The 18,695-nt window shown below is 35.8% G+C and carries 19 protein-coding genes and 1 pseudogene; 15 read left to right on the top strand and 5 right to left on the bottom strand.

Going from position 1 to position 18,695, the window contains the following annotated elements; translation table 11 throughout:
- The first annotated feature begins 154 nt into the window (after nucleotides 1-154).
- The 11 genes from hisD to WQ54_RS09320 all read left to right on the top strand — a co-directional run bounded on the left by hisD (nucleotide 155) and on the right by WQ54_RS09320 (nucleotide 11,327).
- Entirely contained in the window at nucleotides 155-1,432 is a 1,278-nt protein-coding gene (gene hisD, locus WQ54_RS09370) for a histidinol dehydrogenase (RefSeq protein WP_046515419.1), read from the top strand.
- Between the two features lie 128 nt (nucleotides 1,433-1,560).
- Nucleotides 1,561-2,757 (top strand): NADP-dependent malic enzyme, encoded by a 1,197-nt coding sequence (locus tag WQ54_RS09365; protein WP_046515417.1) that lies wholly within the window; start codon nucleotides 1,561-1,563, stop codon nucleotides 2,755-2,757.
- Between the two features lie 72 nt (nucleotides 2,758-2,829).
- The gene (locus WQ54_RS09360; protein ID WP_046515414.1) at nucleotides 2,830-3,846 is read left to right on the top strand and encodes a LacI family DNA-binding transcriptional regulator; all 1,017 of its coding nucleotides are present in this window, start codon (nucleotides 2,830-2,832) and stop codon (nucleotides 3,844-3,846) included.
- A gap of 609 nt (nucleotides 3,847-4,455) precedes the next feature.
- Nucleotides 4,456-5,256 (top strand): SDR family oxidoreductase, encoded by an 801-nt coding sequence (locus WQ54_RS09355; RefSeq protein WP_046515412.1) that lies wholly within the window; start codon nucleotides 4,456-4,458, stop codon nucleotides 5,254-5,256.
- 132 nt (nucleotides 5,257-5,388) lie between these two features.
- Nucleotides 5,389-7,308, top strand: coding sequence for a BglG family transcription antiterminator (locus WQ54_RS09350; protein WP_046515409.1), 1,920 nt, complete (start codon nucleotides 5,389-5,391; stop codon nucleotides 7,306-7,308).
- 20 nt (nucleotides 7,309-7,328) lie between these two features.
- Complete coding sequence (locus WQ54_RS09345; RefSeq protein WP_231597491.1) at nucleotides 7,329-7,859, top strand: transcriptional regulator GutM; 531 nt, start codon at nucleotides 7,329-7,331, stop codon at nucleotides 7,857-7,859.
- 16 nt (nucleotides 7,860-7,875) lie between these two features.
- Nucleotides 7,876-8,421, top strand: coding sequence for a PTS glucitol/sorbitol transporter subunit IIC (locus WQ54_RS09340; protein ID WP_046515408.1), 546 nt, complete (start codon nucleotides 7,876-7,878; stop codon nucleotides 8,419-8,421).
- A gap of 12 nt (nucleotides 8,422-8,433) precedes the next feature.
- Nucleotides 8,434-9,444, top strand: coding sequence for a PTS glucitol/sorbitol transporter subunit IIB (locus WQ54_RS09335; protein ID WP_046515406.1), 1,011 nt, complete (start codon nucleotides 8,434-8,436; stop codon nucleotides 9,442-9,444).
- Nucleotides 9,445-9,493: 49 nt separating this feature from the next.
- On the top strand, nucleotides 9,494-9,859 hold the full coding sequence (locus WQ54_RS09330; protein ID WP_046515404.1) for a PTS glucitol/sorbitol transporter subunit IIA: 366 nt from the start codon (nucleotides 9,494-9,496) through the stop codon (nucleotides 9,857-9,859).
- Nucleotides 9,860-9,962: 103 nt separating this feature from the next.
- Nucleotides 9,963-10,646, top strand: coding sequence for a transaldolase family protein (locus tag WQ54_RS09325; protein WP_046515400.1), 684 nt, complete (start codon nucleotides 9,963-9,965; stop codon nucleotides 10,644-10,646).
- A 15-nt stretch (nucleotides 10,647-10,661) separates the two neighbouring features.
- On the top strand, nucleotides 10,662-11,327 hold the full coding sequence (locus WQ54_RS09320; protein ID WP_046515398.1) for an HAD family phosphatase: 666 nt from the start codon (nucleotides 10,662-10,664) through the stop codon (nucleotides 11,325-11,327).
- A gap of 113 nt (nucleotides 11,328-11,440) precedes the next feature.
- Here WQ54_RS09320 and WQ54_RS09315 read toward each other — a convergent pair whose 3' ends face one another.
- Both WQ54_RS09315 and WQ54_RS09310 read right to left on the bottom strand, forming a co-directional pair.
- The gene (locus WQ54_RS09315) at nucleotides 11,441-12,520 is read right to left on the bottom strand and encodes an isocitrate/isopropylmalate dehydrogenase family protein (protein WP_046515395.1); all 1,080 of its coding nucleotides are present in this window, start codon (nucleotides 12,518-12,520) and stop codon (nucleotides 11,441-11,443) included.
- A 441-nt stretch (nucleotides 12,521-12,961) separates the two neighbouring features.
- Complete coding sequence (locus WQ54_RS09310; protein ID WP_046515393.1) at nucleotides 12,962-13,837, bottom strand: LysR family transcriptional regulator; 876 nt, start codon at nucleotides 13,835-13,837, stop codon at nucleotides 12,962-12,964.
- Between the two features lie 333 nt (nucleotides 13,838-14,170).
- Between WQ54_RS09310 and WQ54_RS34635 the strand changes: the two genes are divergently transcribed.
- Complete coding sequence (locus WQ54_RS34635; protein WP_052737730.1) at nucleotides 14,171-14,563, top strand: four-carbon acid sugar kinase family protein; 393 nt, start codon at nucleotides 14,171-14,173, stop codon at nucleotides 14,561-14,563.
- A gap of 12 nt (nucleotides 14,564-14,575) precedes the next feature.
- Nucleotides 14,576-15,064 carry a nucleotide-binding domain containing protein gene (locus WQ54_RS34630; RefSeq protein WP_269431560.1) on the top strand — a complete coding sequence of 163 codons (489 nt, stop codon included), beginning with the start codon at nucleotides 14,576-14,578 and terminating at the stop codon, nucleotides 15,062-15,064.
- Between the two features lie 497 nt (nucleotides 15,065-15,561).
- On the opposite strand, the gene hxlB is transcribed toward WQ54_RS34630, so the two are convergent.
- The gene (hxlB, locus tag WQ54_RS09300; protein WP_046515390.1) at nucleotides 15,562-16,119 is read right to left on the bottom strand and encodes a 6-phospho-3-hexuloisomerase; all 558 of its coding nucleotides are present in this window, start codon (nucleotides 16,117-16,119) and stop codon (nucleotides 15,562-15,564) included.
- Between the two features lie 14 nt (nucleotides 16,120-16,133).
- Nucleotides 16,134-16,775, bottom strand: a complete 642-nt coding sequence (hxlA, locus tag WQ54_RS09295) for a 3-hexulose-6-phosphate synthase (protein WP_046515388.1) — start codon at nucleotides 16,773-16,775, stop codon at nucleotides 16,134-16,136.
- Between the two features lie 146 nt (nucleotides 16,776-16,921).
- Here hxlA and WQ54_RS09290 point away from each other — a divergent pair, with 146 nt between their 5' ends.
- Entirely contained in the window at nucleotides 16,922-17,287 is a 366-nt protein-coding gene (locus WQ54_RS09290) for a helix-turn-helix domain-containing protein (protein ID WP_046515385.1), read from the top strand.
- Between the two features lie 44 nt (nucleotides 17,288-17,331).
- Nucleotides 17,332-17,538, top strand: a pseudogene (locus WQ54_RS09285) (6-phospho-beta-glucosidase); the annotation flags it as partial.
- A gap of 110 nt (nucleotides 17,539-17,648) precedes the next feature.
- Here the strand turns inward: WQ54_RS09285 and WQ54_RS09280 are convergent.
- On the bottom strand, nucleotides 17,649-18,551 hold the full coding sequence (locus WQ54_RS09280) for a LysR family transcriptional regulator (protein ID WP_046515381.1): 903 nt from the start codon (nucleotides 18,549-18,551) through the stop codon (nucleotides 17,649-17,651).
- Between the last annotated feature and the right edge of the window lie 144 nt (nucleotides 18,552-18,695).

Raw genomic sequence — 18,695 nt, 5'->3', positions numbered from 1 at the left:
AAATATGAATATTTTTAATAACACACATTGATATGTCATTCAAAAAATGGAAATTTTATTTGGAGATTTATTGTTGACATAATTGAATATTACTACTATTCTATCAATATAAAGTTTTTGAATACGTATTCAAAATTAAAAAGGAGCAGATATTATGGCAAAAATACTAAAACAAGGAAAAAGCATAGAAGAAATTGCCCAAAATGATGCAAAGGTAACTGAGATTGTAAGTTCGATCCTTAAAAGAATTGAAAATGAGGGAGATGCAGCATTAAGAGATTTATCAGAGCAATTTGATAAATGGTCTCCAGAAAATTTCAAATTAAGCAAAGAACAAATTGAGGAAATTGTAAGCGGTGTACCTGAACAAACGATTTCAGATATCAAGTTCGCCCAAACTCAGGTTCGCAGATTTGCAGATGAACAACGTAAGTCTATGCAAGATATAGAAGTTGAAACATTACCGGGTGTTATTTTAGGACATAAGAATATTCCAGTTAATAGTGTAGGTTGTTATATCCCTGGCGGAAGATATCCAATGGTTGCTTCGGCTCATATGAGTGTGCTAACAGCAAAAGTTGCAGGTGTTAAACGCATTATCGCATGTACCCCTCCAATTAATGGCGAAATTCCTGCTGCTACGGTTGCTGCAATGCATCTTGCAGGAGCGGATGAAATTTATATCCTTGGCGGAGTTCAAGCATTGGGAGGTATGGCAATCGGAACAGAAACAATTGAAGCTGTCGATATGATTGTCGGACCGGGAAATGCATTTGTTGCAGAAGCAAAACGCCAATTATATGGCCGTGTAGGGATTGATCTTTTTGCAGGACCAACTGAAACTTTAGTAGTCGCTGATGAAACAGTAGACGCTGAAATGATTGCAACTGACATTTTAGGTCAAGGGGAACACGGTCCAACTTCACCAGGAGCGCTTATTACAACCTCTGAAAAATTAGCAGAAGAAACAGTTGCTGAGATTGAGCGTCAGCTTGAAGTATTACCAACTGCAGATGTGGCACGTGTTTCTTGGAATGATTACGGAAAAATTATTCTTGTAGAGTCAAGAGAGGAAGCATTAAAAGAGGCAGATAAATTAGCGTATGAGCATGTAGAGATTTTAACAGAAGATCCAGATTACTTCTTAGAAAACATGACAAATTATGGCTGTTTATTCCTTGGACCAGAGACAAACGTGGCATACGGTGACAAAGTAATTGGTACAAATCACACACTACCAACAAAAGGTGCTGCACGTTATACCGGCGGTCTTTGGGTAGGGAAATTCTTAAAAACATGTACCTACCAAAAAGTAACACCAGAGGCAAGTGCTTATGTTGGGGAATACGCTGCAAGACTTTGCCAATTAGAAAATTTTGCTGGTCACGCAGAGCAAGCATTGCTTCGTGTACGAAGATACGGAAAAAAATAAGCTCTGTTTTTCAAAAAAATAAATAACTCTATTTCATTTTCTACTAAATAAAATCATGGCCGGAATCTATTAGATTTCGGTTTTGATTTAATAGAAGAGTTTTGAATCAGAGGAAAGAGAGGAAATAAATGTCTACTTTACGAGATGAAGCTATTGATCTTCATAGGAAAAATCAAGGCAAAATCGGGGTGTATTCTAAAGTTGAAGTAAAGAATACCAGAGATTTAAGTTTAGCTTATTCACCTGGTGTTGCAGAACCATGCATAGAGATCCATGAGGATGAAAGGAAAGTCTATGACTACACCATGAAAGGTAATCTTGTTGCTGTCATTTCAGATGGAACAGCAGTGCTGGGACTTGGTGATATTGGTCCGAAGGCTGCGATGCCGGTTATGGAAGGTAAGGCATTATTATTTAAAGAGTTTGCCAATGTGGATGCATTTCCTATATGTATAGATACCACTGATCCAAATAAAATCGTTGAAACGGTAAAGTTATTAGAACCTTCTTTTGGCGGAGTAAATCTAGAAGATATTGCAGCACCAAAATGTTTTGAAATTGAAGCTAAGCTAAAGGAAATCTGTGATATCCCAATTTTTCATGATGATCAGCATGGAACAGCAATTGTAACGGTGGCTGGATTAATAAATTCCCTTAAATTAGCTGAAAAACAACTAGAAAATATTCAAATTGTCGTAAATGGTGCAGGTTCTGCAGGGGTAGCTATTGTTAAATTACTTCTTGTTCTAGGAGCAAAAGATATCATTTTATGTGATACGAAAGGCATTATCTATAAGGATCGTCCATATGGTATGAATAGCTTTAAAGAGGAACTAGCTTGTATGCCCAATTTGAAAAATAGAAAAGGATCTCTTGCAGATGCCTTAATTGGTGCAGATGTTTTTATCGGTGTCTCTGCTGCCGGCGCTGTCACAAAAGAAATGGTAAGGTCAATGAATACGAATCCTATCATTTTTGCTTTAGCTAACCCGATACCTGAAATTATGCCAGAAGAAGCAAAGGAAGCGGGGGCTCTTGTAGTTGGTACAGGCAGATCTGATTTCCCTAACCAAGTAAATAATGTTTTAGCATTCCCTGGTATTTTTAGAGGGGCATTAGATGTAAGAGCAAAAGAAATTAATGAAGAAATGAAGCTGGCTGCTGTTTATGCTATTGCAAATCTCATTAAAGAAGACGAGATTCACCCAGATTATGTGATACCGAATCCGTTTGACAGCAGAGTTGCATCTATCGTTGCTGAAGCTGTAGAAAAAGCTGCCATTCAAACAAATGTATCACAAACCTTTAAGAATGTATCAATATAGAAATGGTTAATTATAAATACGATCATAATATATGATATAATCTTTCTGTTTAGAGTGCAGGAGGAATGTCATATGGTTAAGAAAAAGGTAACAGCATTTGACGTTGCAAAATTAGCAGGTGTTTCACAACCTACAGTATCCAGAGTTTTTAGCTCGGGTTCGAATGTAAAAGAAAGCAAAAGAGAGCGAGTATTGGCTGCTGCTAAACAATTAGGTTACCAGCCTAATGCATTAGCTAGAGGTTTGACGACTAGAAAAACGAAGATGATTGGTATTGTCATGAGAGATGTTCAAAACCCTTTCTATCCTGAAGTTCTTCAAAAATTTTATGAACAACTTTCTGTCAAAGGCTATCACATCATTTTTATAAGCTCGATCAATAATCAAATTCAAGAAAAAGAAATCCGTCAATTAATCGAATACAATGTTGAGGGTGTTATTATTACAGATGCCTTTTTATCCTCAAATGCTGCAGAGAGATTCATCCAAAATGATATTAAAGTTGTCCTTTTTAACCGATATATAAACGATGATACCTATAATGCTGTTTATTGTGATAACTATTCCGCCGGCTATCAAATCGGTATGTACTTAGTAAACAAAGGACACCGAAAGATTGCCTTTATTACCGGACCAACAGATACATCTACAACAATTGATCGTAAAAATGGTTTTGAGAAAGCACTATATGAGAGTGGGATTGCAGAAAATTTCACTGAACTTGGAAATTATTCTTACGATGGCGGCTTCCAAGCGACTCTTCGCCTACTAGAGCAGTACAAAGACATTGATGCCATATTCTGCGGGAATGACATTACTGCTTTTGGGGCAATTGATGCCGCTCGCAGCAAGGGGTTACTGATTCCGGATGATATCTCCATTGTTGGTTTTGATGATGTTAAGATGTCTCAATGGACGAACTACTCCTTAACCACATGGAGACAACCAGTAGATGAAATGGTAGAAAATACGGTTGATATTTTATTAAATCAAATTAACGAAGATCTTAGTGAACCTCAAGTTAAAACGGTAAAAGGGGAACTTATTGAACGGAATACTGTGTTAGATAGAGGGAATAGGTCTACTTAGGACTTTGAAAAGTAACAGAAGGGTATAAAGATAAGGGACTTGTTTATTTGGATTATGTAACGCTTAAGAAGTTGATTAGATTTTATAAAATGAAATGTATTTTTACAGAGGAGGGTTAGGAGTACGAATCCCTCTCGAATCACCGAATGAAAAACGCTAGGGGCAGTTTAACTGTTTCTGGCGTTTTTAATTTTCTACTAAATTTTAAATACTCAGCTGAGTATGCTTACCCAAATCTTTTCTTTCCCATTCATTTTAGAAAGTATAATGAGAGGAAAGGCCTCCTATCGATCTGTAATTAAGCTAGGCCTGATATAAAAGGAAGGTTAATAATCTTTTTATAAACTGAACTCTCTGACCCAATCGATAATTTCGTAAAAGAAAGTAAAATCACAGTTAATTTTCATTCTATTCACTAGTTTTGTAAAAACTCCTGAAAAAGGCCACTTAACAATGTGTTACAATCATTATCGTTCGCAATCTTCCAAAATCATTCACCTCTTTTCATTTTTTTGTGAAAAAGTATGTATTAATCTTCTAATATTTCAATCTTATACTAACAACATAGCTGAAAATGCTTTCACGATAAATGGACAGGAGGAAGAAGACATGAGCAATTCTTGGCTTGGTTTAGAAGAAAAAGTGGCGATCGTTACCGGTGGGGCATCTGGAATCGGTTTAAATATCACGAATGAACTAAAAAAGAACGGGACTAAAGTTGTTGTTGCTGATTTAAATGGTGAGGAAGGACAACAAGAAGATGGTTCGTATTTTGTGAAGTGCGATGTGACAAATAAAGAGAGCGTAGATAGAGCAGTAGCTAAAACAGTGGAGTTATTTGGCAAAGTCGACATTCTTGTAAACAATGCTGGTGTAAACCTGCCAAGATTATTGGTTGATGATCAGGGAGAAAGACCAGAATATGAGTTAAGTGAGAAAGATTTTGATTTTATGGTAGCAGTTAATCAAAAAGGCCCTTATCTTTTTGCGCAAGCTTCTGCCAAAGAAATGCTAAAGCAAAACCAAGGTGTTATTATAAATGTTTCTTCTGAAGCAGGACAAGAGGGATCTGCTGGACAAAGCTGTTATTCTGCCACCAAAGGAGCAGTCATTGCTTTTACTCGTGCCTGGGCGAAAGAACTAGGTAAATTTAATATTCGAGTTGTTGCCATCGCACCTGGAATCATTGAAACAACTGGACTTCGCACAGATGCATATAACGAAGCACTAGCATATACTCGCGGAGTAACAGTAGATGGTCTTTCAACAGACTATAGTAAATCAATCCCTCTTGGACGAGAAGGAAAACTAACGGAAATAGGCGATCTAGTTTCTTACCTCGCTTCTGATCGTGCTAGTTATATTACTGGTACAACGATAAATATCTCAGGTGGGAAGTCCCGAGGGTAAAGAAAGCGTTACTAAGAATAGAGACAGATCATGCCTTATGGATGTCGAAGAAACAGGGAACTCTGTTAAGTAAATACCGCTTCCCTGTTCACTTTATTCTAATGACATCCTTTTGAATAAAGAGGTGATGACATGTCTGATCTATTAATGGATGAAAAGGTTTTTAAAATCGTTGAGATAGCTCATAAGCAACCCTACTGCTCCCTGGATTATTTTGCAGAATCACTTGGAGTTAGTACAAGGACTATTCGTAATTATATTAAACAGATAAATGATGACTTAACGGATGTTGCAGCTCTAGTAAAAGAAAAGGGCAAAGGATACAGGCTGGATATTGTAGATGAACAAATGTTTCAGCTTCTTATTGAAAAAAATCGTTCTGAAAATGATTTGCTTGATACTCCAAAACGAAGAATCGCTTTTATTATTGAACGATTAATAAGCAGTGAAGAAGTTTATACATTAGATGACTTGGCTTATGAGATGAACATTGGCAGAACGACCCTTGTCAATGAGTTGAAAAAAGCGTCTGTCTCTTTTGAAACCTACAATCTGAAGGTTCAAGGAAAACAAAATATGGGGATGACCCTAAGTGGAAAAGAGCTCGATTTAAGGCTGTTCATTTTAGATAATATCTTCGATGTGTTGTATAAATCATATCCTCTTGATGAAGATATTTCAGAGGAACTGTTCAAAATCTTTTATAAGTATGACTTGGAATCGACAACGCAAACGAGGTTAATGGAATTTATTGTTATTATGTTAGATCGCCTTTTGAAAGGTCATCCAATTGAAGAAATACAACATAAACATAGGCAACTATTAAACACTCAAGATTATCAAATTGCACAAGAAATTGTGAAAGCTTTAGAACGTCAATTACCAATTAACATTCCTGAACCTGAATTATTGTTTATAACTATCCCGATTGCAGGGAGACGAACACCTACTAATAATCGTACTATGGCCGATATCACCATAACAGATGATGTGAAACAGCTATTAGAACAAATTGTTGAGCAGCTAGGATTTCATAAAGAAATTATTAACGAGAATAAGCAGCTTTTTGTTGATTTACAATATCATCTCACGTTTATGCTAAACCGTTTGCTATTTGGATTACGATTGAAAAATCCATTACTAGTTGATGTGAAAAGAAAGTATCCTGTAGCTTATAAGATGGCTGAAATGGCGGGTCAGGTTATTGAAAGTAAATTTGGTGTTAACGTAAATGAAGATGAATTAGGATACTTAGCTTTTTATTTTGGAGTCTTCATCACACTTAGCGATGATAAAGTAAAGCGATTTCAAAAAGTCGCTGTCGTGTGTGGAACGGGAAGAGGTACGGCAAAATTAATTGCCATACAATTGGAGCGAATTCTCAATAAAGAGGCCACAATCGATCTTTATTCAGATATGGATGTGAAAGAAGAAGTTCTAAACGAGTATGATCTTGTTTTTTCTACTGTAAAACTAACTTTTGAGATAACAAAACCATTTATTATGATCAATGAAATATTTGACGAAATAAATGTGAAAAGGGAGATCGAGAAGACTCTCTATAAGCAAAAAAATAAGCTTAAGAATCAAAGTGTAAACTTATCTGTTGTTGCAGAGCTAGTTACTGAGGAGAAATTCTTTATTTTAGATAGTTCAAAAGATTATCACGAAAATGTCATGCATATGGTTGATTCTCTTGTGAAAAAAGGATATTTGGATCACGGTTTTAAAGACAGGCTGAAGGAAAGAGAAAATAAGGGGTCAATGGTGTTTGATAATTATATCTCATTGCCACATACATTTAATAAGCTGTCAGATGAAATTGAACTAGCACTTGGCATCTTCCCTGATACGGTCATAGCAGATGGGAAAGAGCTGAAACTGATTTTCCTATTGGGGTTACCGGAACAGCAAACAGATCAGAGTGAATACTTAATTGTGAAAATATATGATGAAATTATCCGTATAGCGAACGATAAGCAATTAATAGAAAAAATGTCTGCATTAAATAAATATAGTGATATCACACATCTTCTAGATAGCGGACTTTAATCTGTGATTGGAGTTTATGATTGAAAGGACAATCATGTGATGGTCTATTCTATGCATTTAAATATTTAACCAACTCCGAGCCAGAGAAAACAATCAAAATAACATCAAGGAAAAGGGATGAAGAGATGATTTTCTATTTAATCATATTAATAGGTGCAGCATGGCTTGTTCAGAGTATACTCGGCTTTTTGCAGATACGGCACTTTAATAGAAAATATGCTGAGATGAGATCTTTAGGAAGAGTAGCTATTGGGAAAAAGACAGGGATGTTTCGTGCGGGTACTGTTGTCATGTTCTGTATTGATAAACGCAATAAAATTATAAAGGCAGCAAAGATGCAAGGAGTTACAGTTTTCACTCGTGTGAGGGATCTGAAAGGCTTTGAAGGAAAATATTTGTTGAAGATCTCTGACGATGACTTTAATGGTGTCGATAAATTAACAAGATTAGCAATTGCTGATGCCTTGAGAAGCTATGACATTATTTCAAAAGGCGGAGAGCTAAAGGTTAAAAAAGGTTGGATCGATTATTTAATTCCTAGTAAGAAATAGAAAAGGGTGAAATGATATGGAAATCGTTATTAAAGGTGCAGAAAAATTTATGGATTTGTTCCGCCATGGCGGAGAGGTATTTATCGATCTTGTAACAGGCATTGTTCCATTATTAATTATGTTATTAGTTGCAATGAATGCGATTATTCGTCTAGTTGGAGAAGAAAGAGTAGAAAGAATTGCGAAAAAATCAGGGAAAAATCCCTTTACAAGATATTTCATATTGCCGGTAATTGGTACATTTGTTTTTGCAAATCCAATGACACTATCACTTGGAAGATTTTTACCTGAAAAATACAAACCAAGCTACTATGCAGCAGCATCATACTCCTGTCATACACATAATGGATTGTTTCCACACGTAAACCCAGGTGAATTGTTTGTATTCCTTGGCATTGCTGCGGGAATTACAACATTAGGTCACGACACAACAGAATTAGCACTTCGCTATTTCCTTGTTGGTATTGCAACAAACTTTTTAAGAGGCTGGGTTACCGATTTAACGACAGCATATGTTGCTAAACAGCAAAAAGTAAAATTAAAAGATACAGTTCAATTATAGGCGGTGGAAATGATGACGACATTTCATTCTATAAAAGTTTCAAAAGGATCCGGTGGTTTTGGTGGTCCATTAGTAATTACACCAACAGCAGAGAAAAACAAAGTGGTTTATATTACAGGCGGACAAAGACCTGACATTGCAGACAAAATTGCTGAGTTAACTGGTTGTGAACTAGTTGATGGTTTTAAGACGTCAGTTCCAGAAAATGAAATGGCATGTGTGATCATCGATTGTGGTGGAACACTGCGTTGTGGATTATATCCTCAAAAAAGAATTCCTACTATTAATATTATGCCTACAGGACAAAGTGGTCCATTGGCAAAACATATTACAGAAGATATTTATGTTTCAGGTGTTAAAGTTGAGAACATTCAGTTAAGTGATGCAGCAGCTTCAAACGAAACAACTACTGCTGAAACTGCTGTTAAGCAAGAGGAAAAACAAGAAGGTAAGTATAGTACGAAAAAGAAAATTAGTGAACAAACGGCACCAAAAGGATTATTAGCTAGAGTAGGTATGGCTTTGGGCTCTGTTACAAGCATATTCTACCAAGCGGGCCGTGAAGCAATTGATACAGTGATAAAAACAATTCTTCCATTTATGGCTTTTGTTGCACTTTTGATCGGTGTCATTCTAGAATCTGGCATTGGTGATCTTTTTGCAAAGATCTTATCACCATTTGCTGGTAATGTTTGGGGTTTAATGGTTATTGCGTTAGTATGTTCATTCCCGCTGCTATCACCATTTTTAGGACCTGGAGCCGTTATTGCTCAGGTAGTTGGAACATTAATCGGGGTTGAAATTGGAAAAGGAAATATTCCAGCTCATTTAGCATTACCAGCGCTATTTGCTATTAATGCACAAGCTGCAGCTGACTTTGTACCAGTAGGGCTAGGTCTTGCAGAAGCTGAGGTGGAAACAGTAGAGGTAGGAGTTCCATCTGTTCTTTATTCAAGGTTCTTGACCGGAGCACCAACCGTCTTTATTGCATGGCTAGCAAGCTTTGGAATGTATGATAGTTAATTTCAAGAAACATCTCATTTAAACAATGTAAGAAAAGGAGATTTACCCAATGCAAACAAAATATAAAACACATATTAATAAAATTGGTCCATCAATCGCGGATTTCCTTGGCGAAAAAATGTTGATTCTATTTGGAGATAATGCTCCAGCTGAATTAGCAGAGTATTGCTTATTAATTGATATAAAAAATCTAGAAAGCGATATTGTACCAGGAGATACTCTTCAACTTGGAGAAAAGGAATATAATGTAACGGCTGTAGGCGATGCGGTAAAGAAAAATTTATCATCCCTTGGACACATCACATTAAAATTTGATGGTTCTGCAACTCCAGAGTTACCTGGAACATTGTATCTTGAAGACAGTGAGATTATCTTACCAAAGTCCGGAGATTTCATTCAAGTCGTGACTAAATAAAAAAACAAAAACGATATGCTTAACTTTTTAGGTAAACCTTATGAATAGTAAGGAATAGCAAGGGTTAAGCGATCGTTTTTTCTTTAAAAGGAGATAGAAATTTATGAAATTAGTTATTGATTCAGCTAATAGTAATGCGATTAATGAATTGCATGAGTATTTACCAATTGATGGTGTTACTACAAACCCAAGTATCATCGTGAAAGAAAAAAAAGAGTTTCTTCCACTTTTAAAGGATATAAGAAATGTTATCGGTGAGGAAAAAGAGTTGTTTGTCCAGACGATTTCTGAAAAAGCAGAGGATATCAGAGAAGAAGCACATTATATATGTCATGCAATTTCAGGAAATCTCCTAGTGAAAGTTCCAGTTACGATTGAGGGAATAAAGGCTATAAAAATGTTAAAGAAAGACGGGATTCGCACCTTAGCTACCACTATTTATACTCCAATGAGCGCTTTATTGGCTGCCAAAGCAGGTGCTGATTATGTGGCACCATATGTCAATCGAATTGATAACTTGACAGGTAATGGAGTAAAGGTGGTTTCTGACATTATACAACTTTTTTCATCTCATAACCTTTCATGCCAAGTATTAGCTGCAAGCTTTAAAAATGTACAACAATTACATGGTGTATTTTTATCCGGGACACATGGAATTACAGCTTCGCCGGAGTTAATTAAGGAAATGCTTAATCATCCATCGGTAGAGAAGGATGTCAAAAAATTCAGCGAAGAATGGGCGAGCCAATATGGAAGAGATAGTGATAGTTTGATCTCAACAATATAAAAGAAGGTGACAAAATTGATAAAGGCAGTTGTATTTGATTTTGATGGGTTAATTATTGATACGGAGTTTGCCCTTTATGAAGCATTTCGTAAGATGCTAAAACTTCATGCAAGTGAGTTTCCTATTGCTGATTATGCCTCTTATATTGGAACTGATTCTAAAGCACTCTATGACTTTATTTTGGAAAAAACAAATGGAACGATGACTCTGGAAGAAGTAATCGAAACATCCTCGTTGCTTCATAAAGATAACCTGAAAAATCCTGTTGCACGGGATGGAGTTGAAGATTATCTGAAAGAGGCAAAGAGCTTAGGATTAAAAATTGGATTGGCGTCTAGTTCTGATCGAAAATGGGTTACTTTTTTCTTAAAGGAATTAAATCTCCTAGAATACTTTGATATTATCCAAACGAAAGATGATGTGGAAAAGGTAAAACCTGACCCGGCATTATATCAGAATGTCATTCATTATTTTAAAATAGATCCATCAGAAGCCATTGCATTTGAGGATTCTGCAAATGGTTCAATGGCAGCAATAGCAGCAGGACTAAATTGTGTTATCGTGCCAAATAAAATAACAGAAAACCTTTTATTTGAAAATATTCATCTAAAATTAACTAGTATGAAAGATAAAGAGTTTTCGGATGTTGTTAAAGTGATCGAATCGCTTTATGTAAGTTGAAATTTAAGTTTGGGATGGAAAGTGAAAAGTAATAACACCCTGCAAACGGATGCAGGGTGTTATTACTTTTCCAGCTGTACCTTTGAAAAAATCCGGGATGATAGCCTATGCCATTAACTTAAAACAGTTTGATTGATTCTCGCAGAAATAGCCTCTGCAAATTCAGAAGTAGAGGCATTGCCGACTAAGTCTCTTGTCTTCACACCATCTTTAAGTGATTGGTAAAGACCTTGCTCCACCAGTTTACCGATTTCTTCAAGCTTGTAATCATTATGTTTTTCAGCAAGCCATTCCATTAACATGACTGTTGACAGCATAATGCCTGTTGGATTTCCTATATTTAATCCCGCAATATCTGGTGCAGAACCATGGGCTGCCTGAGCCATAGCCAGTTTTTCATTTGAGTTGATAGAAGGTGCCAATCCTAAGCTTCCTACAAGTTCGCCAGCTAAATCAGAAAGGATATCTCCGTACATATTTTCCGTGACGATGACATCAAAGTCTTTTGCCCGGCGGACTAAGTGAGCAGCCATTGCGTCGATATGATAATCATCCACTGCCACTTCAGGATACTGTTCAGCCACTTCGCGACACACCTTTAAAAACAGTCCTGTACTTAAACGGAGAACATTCGCTTTATGGACAATTGTTACTTTTTTGCGTCGCTTCATAGCCATTTTAAAGGCAGCTTGAGCAATTCGTTCTGCTGCTTTTCTTGTAAACACACCAGATGTGACAACCACATCCTCTGTAATTTGCCACTCCCCATGGCCGGCAAACATGTTCCGATCTGCGTAAAATCCTTCCGTATTTTCGCGGTAGATCACTAAATCTGCTTCTCCAACTACACTCTTAATGCCAGGCATTGTTTTAGCTGGACGAATGTTTGCAAATAAATCAAGTGTATGGCGAAGCGCACCACTTGGGTTAAGTTTCACTTTATGCTCTGGAGGGTATGCAGCAGAATCATGTGGACCAAGTATCCATCCATGAGTGTTTTCCAATGCTTTTGTCGTGATCTCCGGAAGAGGATCGTTATGTTTTTTGATACCTTCCCAACCCATCGGCAGGTCAATCCATTCAATCGTCACTCCTACTTTCTGTGCAGCCGTTTTAAATACATCAACTGTAGCGCTTACAATTTCCGGACCAATTCCATCCCCAGCTAGTACACCAAGACGATAAACAGTCATTTTTTGTCATCCCTCTCTGTTATATTATGCCAATGATCTAATAGTTCCTAAAAAAAGCATGAACTTTATATCAATAATGTAATATAAAATTAGAAATTAATAAAATATTGTTTTTTTTATATTAATTGATTAAATTTTTCTATTTCTTTCAATTTACATATTAAAGTCGTAAAGTTAAAGCTTTGAGGGCAAAATGAAGTGCTTCTCTATCCTTTTAGTAAGGTGAAGGATAATTCTTTTTATAAGTAGAAGTATCTTGTTCTTTTTTAAAATTTAAGATCAAAATAGATGATTACTAAATAATACATTTCAAATACCATTTCAGAAAAGAAGAGGAGAATGATATTTGAAATGCTACTGTTACTATACGGGAAGCATCTATTGTGTTGTTAGTAAAGCTCTATATTAGAAAGTTCCCATTTAAAGCTCACAATCGGGATATTATTCCTCAAAGTAATGACGATGATAATCCTGAAGAAACTGGATGAACTCTCTTACCATCGCTAATTCTAGAAGTTCTTCACGGTATAAGATGCGTGTTTTCCATACAATTGGAGAGCCAGTTGTATCATTAAGATAAATTTTATGCAATTTATCGTTTTTTTCTAATACAATACTTGGTGCAATACAGTAACCTAATCCGTTAAGAACCATTCTTTTAGCTATTTCTACATTGTCAACATTCATCGTGCTGGTTGGTGGAATAGTAAAATTATCTTTCCACCAGTTATCGATGACCATTTCCAAGGTGGGATCAGTTTTATAACTAATTCTTCGCATAGAGTGAAGTTCTGTTAAATTAATTTCTTGGGATGATAGAACAGCAATATTTTCTTCTGTGATCGTGATTTTTTTACTTGGCCAGCTATGATCACCTCTAACGATACCAATATGTGCATCCTGTTTATAAATCGTTTGAACGACATCTATGTTTACCCCAGTATTAACATGGAATTCAACTTTAGGGAACTGTTTATTAAACTCTTTTAGGATTTGCGGAAGTCGATAAAAAGCAAATGTTCTTGATACACTTAATCGCAATGTACCGCGTACTTCATTCCCTGTATTCCACAGCATTTCTTCCATTTCTTTCTGCTGTTTAAGCATATCTTCTGCATATTTTACTAATAACTCTCCCTGTTCGGTAAAATCAACGCCCCTTCTTCCTCTATAAAACAATTTAATGTCAAATTCTTTTTCAATTTGTTGTAAACGATACGTTAAGGTTGGTTGAGAAATATAGAGGCGCTCGGCTGCTTTTGTAATATTCTTTTCTGCATATACCATTTGTAAAATAAGCCAGTCTTTTTTGTCCATGAGATGATTCCTCTCTTGAAATAGAAAAAATCTATCGGAATTTATAAAAATTAAATATTTTATTAATTATACCGTTTATATTACATTAATCTCATAACATTTTTCAAATGAATTTCTAAAAAACCTCAAGAACGGTGATTTTTTCGATTTACATTTGAAAGCGAATTCAGGATGTGTTCAGAATGGCAGGAGGTAGTAAATTGTCAACAAAGGATTACAAAATTGGGCTTATTCATGCAACCATGAACTCAGTTCAGCCAATTTTAGAGTCTGGCTTTTCCTAAAAACGGAAGACAAACGAAGAATGCTGTCCATACCGTGCATGGAAAATTGTTGGAAGAATCTGAGTTTGCTCATGATCCAGTGCACCCTATGCTTCAATCTAATCTTGTAGCGATTTTGCAAGAACAAACGAATAGAAAAGTCACGTTTATCGAACTGGTCATCGTCAGACAAGGAGCTTCTGTTTTACGAATGGAGATTGAGAAGAAACGGAGAGACTTCCACTACTGCAATATTGATAGCGAAACACAAGCAGATTTAACAATTGTAGCAGAAGCAGTTCATGATTATAAGGTTCTTGCCGGGAGTTCGGCAATTGCTGAGGAGTTACCTAAGTTTTTGCCAGTGCAACCTATAAGCAGTTCTTTTACAGAATTAGATATTACTGATCATCTAGGCGTTTTAGTCATCTCTGGGAGTTTAACTCCACAGACTAGAGAGTAGACTGCTCAGCTTATTTCTACTGGTGTTCCCTGTGTTGTACTAGATTCTCGTAAAGTATTTGTTAAATATGAACGTGAGAAAGAAATAAGACGTGTTTTCGAGGAAGCCCTTCTCCTTTTAAAGCAAGGCAAGGACGTATTAATTATGGCTGATAATCGAGAAGAAGTGATTCTAGAAACAAAAGAAATTGGATTAAACCTAAATATCGATACTTTAACAATAAGTAAAATGGTATCAGCAATGCTGGCCGATGCTACAGAAAAGATTGTAACGATTACCGACTTAAAGAGATTGGTCGTAGCGGGCGGAGACACTTCTGGAACTGTCAGTCGAAAACTTGGTATAAAGGGAAATTATGTACTAAAAGAGATTGAGACAGGTTTACCCTCTGGTTTGGCCTGGGGGCGTCATATGTACATTGTTTTAAAATCGGGGAGTTTTGGTAAAGCAGATTTTCTGGTTCGTGCTGTGGCGCATTTGAAAGAACTTTCACAAAGGTAGAATAAGGAGAATAAAGAATAATAGACACTGTAATGATTAAACAAGTTACTACAACTGAAAGGACAGCGTTAGACGAAGGAATTCAAGCAAAAAATACGAAATCATTATGTCCTATTAACACAAGTGTTTAGTGAGGCAAATAGACATTTTGGTTTTTTCACTACAATGGAAGAATTCTATCTTCTATTATTAGTTATAGAATAAGAGTTTAATGTTTATCTATTGAAATTCTCAAAATTAATTGAAAGCAGAAAATACCTGTAAGAATTAATAAAATTATAAATGAAATCTAAAAGGAGTGGAGAAAGGTAGAAACTCGGAAAAAAGATAACTGAGGAGTTAACTTTTTATGTCATTTATTAAGCTGGAGCATTTATGATAGTAGAAATATAGATATAGGAAAAAGACGATTACTTTGTATTGTCGGAATGGGGATAATAGAATGTATAAGCAGAAAGGTATCAAATATATACCTTTCTGCTTATAAAAACACATTGTTATTCGAGGTTAGCATGTTTACTAAACATGGACTTAGAATTTAACCCTTCTAGTTCCATATATCTTAATATTAAACCATCGAAAAACAGTAACAAAGTTTGTTCAAAAAGTGATGCCATTGGTTGAATGGTGTGATACTTACTGGTTTCCTGGTCTTTAGGCGAACCAGGCATTTTGACAACAATATCAGCTAGTTTTCCAATTGTGGATTCAGGATTAATTGTTACAACAGCCACTTTAGCCCCATAACCTTTTGCTTTCTCAGCCATCGAAACTAAGCTTTTTGTTTCTCCTGATCCTGAAGCAATAATAAGTAAATCATTTTCAGCGATATTAGCAGTAACTGTTTCACCGACAACATATGATTCTATCCCCATATGCATCATTCTCATGGCAAATGACTTCCCCATAAAACCTGATCGACCTGCACCTGCTACAAATACTTTTTTCGTGGACCTAATTGCTTTAACTAGATTCTCAGCATCAGCATCTGCTATATACTGAACAGAATGATTTAATTCTTCCAGTACTTGAGTTAAATAATAAGATGTTTCCATAATGCTGACCCTTATTATACTAAAGTAGCTTCTTTTACTAATTTTTGCATTTCAGCTGCGACAGCTTTTTTATCATTTTTACCGGTGATTCCACCGCCAATAATAACTAAATCAGGTTGAGCGGCAATGACTTCTGGCAGTGTTTCTAATTTAATACCACCAGCTACTGCAGTCTTTGCGTTCGAAACAACACGTTTGATTGTGCGTAATTGCTCAAAGGAATTTTCTCCTGCTGCTTGAAGATCATATCCTGTATGTACACAAATATAGTCGACACCAAGAGAATCAATTTCTTTGGCACGTTGTTCAATATCTTTCACATTAATCATATCAACTAGGATTTTTGTTCCATGTTTTTTTGCTTCTTCAACAGCACCTTTAATGGTTGCATCATCTGTAGCACCAAGAATAGTTACAATGCCAGCACCTGCTTCAGAAGCCTTCATTACCTCATAGCCTCCAGCATCCATCACTTTTAAATCTGCTAAAACAGTAAGGGAAGGGAATGCCTCTTTTACTTCTTTTACAGCTCTTAGTCCTTCGTTAATAACGACAGGTGTACCAATTTCGACAATATCAATGAAGTCTTGAACTTCACTTACTACTTGTTTTGCTTCTTCGATATTCACTAAATCTAATGCTAGTTGTAATTCCATTATTTATTCCCCCTTCAATTAGGTTGTTTGAATTTTCTTACAGTTTCAATTATATTTGAATTGTTCAAGAAAAAAAGTACGCACTTTTAAATCATATAGTGTCTAAAAGTATACTTATTGCTAAAGTGAGACAAAAGGAGGAACAGATGAGCCGTTTTGACGAGAAAATATTTAATTGTGAAAAAGAATTAACGTTAAATGTAATTGGCGGAAAATGGAAGATGTTAATCATGTGGCATTTAGGAAAGGATGGAACACTTCGCTTTAACCAATTAAAATCATTAATCCCAGGAATTACTCAACGTATGTTAGTCAATCAATTAAGAGAACTTGAAGAAGATTTGATTGTCCATCGAGAAGTATATCCAGTGGTACCTCCGAAAGTAGAATACTCCCTCACCGACCAGGGGAAGACATTAATGCCTATTCTTGAGTCAATGTATGAATGGGGAAAGAATTATCGGGAAAAATATTTAGAGCACACAACATTCACAGAGGATGCTATTAAATAATTCATTTGCAATATAAGCCAAGTTTCTAACAAGGCCAAGGTAATGAAATAACAGTTGCTGTTAGAGGGTTAGTGCAACAAATTAAATCATTTGAACGGGGAGCAGTAAAAGGAAACTACGATACAGCTTTACTAGCCATGACAATAAAACCACTAGTTCCTTCTGATAAAGTGGGTAAAGCGATTTTGGATGAAATGCTAGAAGCACATAAGGAGCATTTACCACAGTTTTTCCAAACAGCAGAAGTGTAAGATCGCTGTGTACCCTAATCCTTTATAAGTAATAGAAAATAAGGATCAAGCACAAAACAAAGGGAAAGGTGAATTTTGATTTTCATCTTTCCCTTTGTTTTATAGTATTTTTAATCAGAACCAATGATTCCTTTCTCTTTCCAATCGAAATTTTTAATGAAATTTACGAAGGCCTTAACAACATTCCATTCTAGCGATTCCTCGTGGTAATACATCCACGTTCTTCGCATGATAGGATCTCCATTCTGATCAGTTAATTCTATTTTATATAAGTCATCAATCCCAGTAAGTACCCTGCTGGACAAGATCCCATACCCTAAACCATTGATCACCATTTGCTTACAGGTATCAACTTGGTCGACTGCTATACTAATAAAGGGTTCTTGAGCATAGTTTTCAGCCCACCAATGATCTTCTATTGATTTTAATAAGTAATCCCCTTTATATTCAATCTTTGGAAGATGTGGGAGTTCCGAAATATCTATTTCTTCCTTTGATGTAATACAGATTGTTTCTTCAAATAATAGATGTTTCAATAATCCTCTCCAACCATAGTCTCCTCGAATAAAGCTGATATGAACATCTTTATTGTGGATCAGTTGAGTGACGTCTCTGCTCCATCCTGTAATCACCTTAAATTCTACATGGGGATATTGAGCTTTAAATAATTTCAAAATATAGGGAAGCTCATAGTTTGCAAAAAAATTAGATACACCTAATTTTAATGTTCCTACTACTTCATTACTGGCATTATTACTCATATTTTGGACAGTTTCTTTGACCTTTTGATAATGAGCAAGAGCCTCCTCCGCACAATGGACAAGATATTCTCCTTGAGGAGTAAAATGAACTCCTCTGCTTTCACGGGTTACGATTTTAACACCCAGTTCTTCCTGCATATGCTTTAAACGGTTTGTTAATGCAGGTTGGGTAATAAATAAAAGCCTGGCTGCTTTTGTTATATTTTTTTGGCTATAAAGAACCTTCAGTATTTCCCAATCACGGTAATCCATTATTTCCCCAATCCTTGCGATATATTTTTTTTTATATTTATATATAAATTTTCGGTATTTTATTTATTTCAATTATTGCATTATCCTTATCCGTAAGCAATGAATACTTATTTTATAATCATGCAAAACAAAATATAAGAAGTA

The sequence above is a fragment of the Bacillus sp. SA1-12 genome (assembly GCF_000981385.1).
Taxonomy (GTDB): domain Bacteria; phylum Bacillota; class Bacilli; order Bacillales; family Bacillaceae; genus Metabacillus.
Note: the sequence above shows the minus strand (reverse complement) of the source record. Positions and strands in the feature narration are given on the sequence as shown.

Coding starts and splice junctions, on each gene's coding strand:
- WQ54_RS09280 (WP_046515381.1), bottom strand. CDS start 18,551: ATGGATTACCGTGATTGGGAAATACTGAAGGTTCTTTATAGCCAAAAA.
- WQ54_RS09355 (WP_046515412.1), top strand. CDS start 4,456: ATGAGCAATTCTTGGCTTGGTTTAGAAGAAAAAGTGGCGATCGTTACC.
- WQ54_RS09365 (WP_046515417.1), top strand. CDS start 1,561: ATGTCTACTTTACGAGATGAAGCTATTGATCTTCATAGGAAAAATCAA.
- hxlB (WP_046515390.1), bottom strand. CDS start 16,119: ATGGAAACATCTTATTATTTAACTCAAGTACTGGAAGAATTAAATCAT.
- hxlA (WP_046515388.1), bottom strand. CDS start 16,775: ATGGAATTACAACTAGCATTAGATTTAGTGAATATCGAAGAAGCAAAA.
- WQ54_RS09290 (WP_046515385.1), top strand. CDS start 16,922: ATGAGCCGTTTTGACGAGAAAATATTTAATTGTGAAAAAGAATTAACG.
- WQ54_RS09315 (WP_046515395.1), bottom strand. CDS start 12,520: ATGACTGTTTATCGTCTTGGTGTACTAGCTGGGGATGGAATTGGTCCG.
- hisD (WP_046515419.1), top strand. CDS start 155: ATGGCAAAAATACTAAAACAAGGAAAAAGCATAGAAGAAATTGCCCAA.
- WQ54_RS09310 (WP_046515393.1), bottom strand. CDS start 13,837: ATGGACAAAAAAGACTGGCTTATTTTACAAATGGTATATGCAGAAAAG.
- WQ54_RS09335 (WP_046515406.1), top strand. CDS start 8,434: ATGACGACATTTCATTCTATAAAAGTTTCAAAAGGATCCGGTGGTTTT.
- WQ54_RS09325 (WP_046515400.1), top strand. CDS start 9,963: ATGAAATTAGTTATTGATTCAGCTAATAGTAATGCGATTAATGAATTG.
- WQ54_RS09330 (WP_046515404.1), top strand. CDS start 9,494: ATGCAAACAAAATATAAAACACATATTAATAAAATTGGTCCATCAATC.
- WQ54_RS09350 (WP_046515409.1), top strand. CDS start 5,389: ATGTCTGATCTATTAATGGATGAAAAGGTTTTTAAAATCGTTGAGATA.
- WQ54_RS09340 (WP_046515408.1), top strand. CDS start 7,876: ATGGAAATCGTTATTAAAGGTGCAGAAAAATTTATGGATTTGTTCCGC.
- WQ54_RS09360 (WP_046515414.1), top strand. CDS start 2,830: ATGGTTAAGAAAAAGGTAACAGCATTTGACGTTGCAAAATTAGCAGGT.